At 63.8% G+C, this 2624-nt stretch carries 3 protein-coding genes; 2 read left to right on the top strand and 1 reads right to left on the bottom strand.

Features of this window, described 5'->3' with window-relative positions; translation table 11 throughout:
• Window positions 1-183 (bottom strand): hypothetical protein (locus tag NKI85_RS37520; RefSeq protein WP_352780909.1); only part of this gene is annotated, 183 nt, incomplete at its 3' end.
• An 84-nt stretch (window positions 184-267) separates the two neighbouring features.
• Between NKI85_RS37520 and kdpB the strand changes: the two genes are divergently transcribed.
• Window positions 268-2361 (top strand): potassium-transporting ATPase subunit KdpB, encoded by a 2094-nt coding sequence (kdpB, locus tag NKI85_RS37525; protein ID WP_352532652.1) that lies wholly within the window; start codon window positions 268-270, stop codon window positions 2359-2361.
• A 12-nt stretch (window positions 2362-2373) separates the two neighbouring features.
• Window positions 2374-2624: potassium-transporting ATPase subunit C (locus tag NKI85_RS37530; RefSeq protein WP_352780912.1), on the top strand; the 251-nt coding region annotated here is incomplete at its 3' end.

Here is a 2624-nt window from a genome sequence, read left to right on the forward strand (position 1 = left end):
CCGATCGTCGAACACCTGGCGATGATCAACGGTCAGACCTTCTGAAACGCTGAAACGGCCCATGCCCTGGTTCAAGATCACGTCTCGAAAGGTCCGGCATCGTCCCGAGCCGGAGGGCGAGAAAACGCCCCCTCCTTTCCCGACCCTGTCCACATTCCTCGCTATTGCGGCAGCCTTGATCATGATCTGGCTGCTGGCTTACGGGCCGCCGCACCTTCGTTCGGCACACGATCGACCGGTCAACAACATCGACACTGGAGCCACCAAATGAGCCAGTCGAAATCCGTGAGCATCATGGATACCCGCATCCTGTGGCCCGCTATCGGCGGTTCCTTCAGAAAACTGAACCCGCGCACCTTGATGCGAAACCCGGTGATGTTCGTCGTCGCCGTCGTCTCGGCGCTCACCACCGTGCTGTTCGTCAAGGATCTCGTTACCGGCGGCGGCGATCTTGGCTTCACGCTGCAGATCATCATCTGGCTGTGGTTCACCGTGCTTTTCGCCAATTTCGCCGAAGCGGTGGCCGAAGGCCGCGGCAAGGCGCAAGCAGACTCGCTGCGCCGGGCGCGCACCGAGACGCAGGCCAAGCTGTTGACCGGCGGCGATCGGAGCAAGTTCAAGCTGGTGCCCGGCACCAGCCTGAAGATCGGCGACATCGTGCTCGTCGAAGCCGGCGACATCATCCCCTCGGACGGCGAGGTGGTCGAAGGCGTGGCTTCGGTCAACGAGGCGGCGATCACCGGCGAATCCGCACCGGTCATCCGCGAATCCGGCGGCGACCGTTCGGCGGTGACCGGCGGCACGCAGGTCTTGTCCGACTGGATCCGCGTGCGCATCACCGCGGCTGCCGGCCATACGTTCCTCGACCGCATGATCTCGTTGGTCGAGGGCGCCGAGCGCCAGAAGACACCCAACGAGATCGCGCTCAACATTCTGCTCGTCGGCATGACGCTGATCTTCGTGCTGGCAACGGCGACGATCCCGAGCTTTGCCTCCTATTCGGGCGGCTATATCTCGGTGACGGTGCTGGTCGCCCTATTCGTCACCTTGATCCCGACCACGATCGGCGCGCTGCTGTCGGCCATTGGCATTGCCGGCATGGACCGCCTGGTGCGCTTCAATGTGCTGGCCATGTCGGGCCGCGCCGTCGAGGCGGCCGGCGACGTCGACACGCTGCTGCTCGACAAGACCGGAACCATCACGCTGGGTAACCGCCAGGCGACGGCATTCCGTCCGGTCAAGGGCGTCACCGAACAGGAATTGGCCGACGCCGCCCAGCTTGCTTCGCTTGCCGACGAAACACCGGAAGGCCGCTCGATCGTCGTACTGGCGAAGGAGAAATACGCCATCCGCGCCCGCGACATGGCAAATTTGCACGCGACTTTCGTGCCCTTCACCGCGCAAACCCGTATGAGCGGCGTCGATCTGGAAGGCTCCTCGGTCCGCAAGGGCGCAGTCGATGCGGTACTTGCCCACGTCAACCTCTCGACCGTTGCCACGGGCAGTACGCGCCCCGGCGGCGACACCGTCCGCGACCTTCAGGCGATCGCCGACGAGATCGCCAAATCGGGCGGTACCCCGCTGGCGGTCGAGCGCGACGGGCGCCTGCTCGGCGTCGTCCATCTGAAGGACATCGTCAAGGGCGGCATCAGCGAGCGTTTTGCCGAATTGCGCCGCATGGGTATCCGCACGGTGATGATCACCGGCGACAATCCGATGACCGCGGCGGCGATCGCGGCGGAAGCCGGCGTCGACGATTTCCTTGCCCAGGCGACGCCCGAGGACAAGCTGAAGCTGATCCGCGACGAGCAGGCCAAGGGCAAGCTGGTCGCCATGTGCGGCGACGGCACCAACGACGCGCCGGCCCTTGCGCAGGCCGATGTCGGCGTCGCCATGAACACCGGTACGGTCGCGGCGCGCGAGGCCGGCAACATGGTTGATCTCGACAGCGATCCGACCAAGCTGATCGAGATCGTCGAAATCGGCAAGGCGCTGCTGATGACGCGTGGCTCGCTGACCACTTTCTCCATAGCCAACGACGTGGCCAAGTATTTTGCCATTATCCCGGCAATATTCGCCGTCTTCTACATCGCCCCGGGCCAGACCGCCGGGCCGCTGCAAGCGCTCAATGTCATGCATCTGGCGACGCCGCAGAGCGCTATCCTCTCGGCCATCATCTTCAACGCGCTGATCATCATTGCGCTGATCCCGCTGTCGCTGAGGGGCGTCAAATACCGCGCGGTCGGCGCCGGTGCGCTGCTCAGCCGCAATCTCATTGTCTATGGCCTCGGCGGCGTCATCGTCCCCTTCGTCGGCATCAAGGTGATCGACATGGCCATCACTGCTCTCGGTCTCGCATAAGGAACCACGTCGATGCTCAATCAAATCAGGCCCGCTATCGTCATGATTGTCTTCTTCTCCGTTCTGACGGGTTTGGTCTATCCGATCGGCATGACCGGCATTGCCCAGGCGCTGTTTCCGGGCCAGGCCAATGGCAGCCTGATCGAGAGGAACGGCAAGGTCATCGGTTCCGAGCTGATCGGCCAGGCTTTCACCAGCGATCGCTACTTCCATGGCCGTCCGTCGGCTGCCGGCGACGGTTACAATGCCGCCGCCTCGGGCGG

Source organism: Mesorhizobium sp. M0571, from assembly GCF_040320985.1.
Taxonomy (GTDB): domain Bacteria; phylum Pseudomonadota; class Alphaproteobacteria; order Rhizobiales; family Rhizobiaceae; genus Mesorhizobium.

Coding starts and splice junctions, on each gene's coding strand:
- kdpB (WP_352532652.1), top strand. CDS start 268: ATGAGCCAGTCGAAATCCGTGAGCATCATGGATACCCGCATCCTGTGG.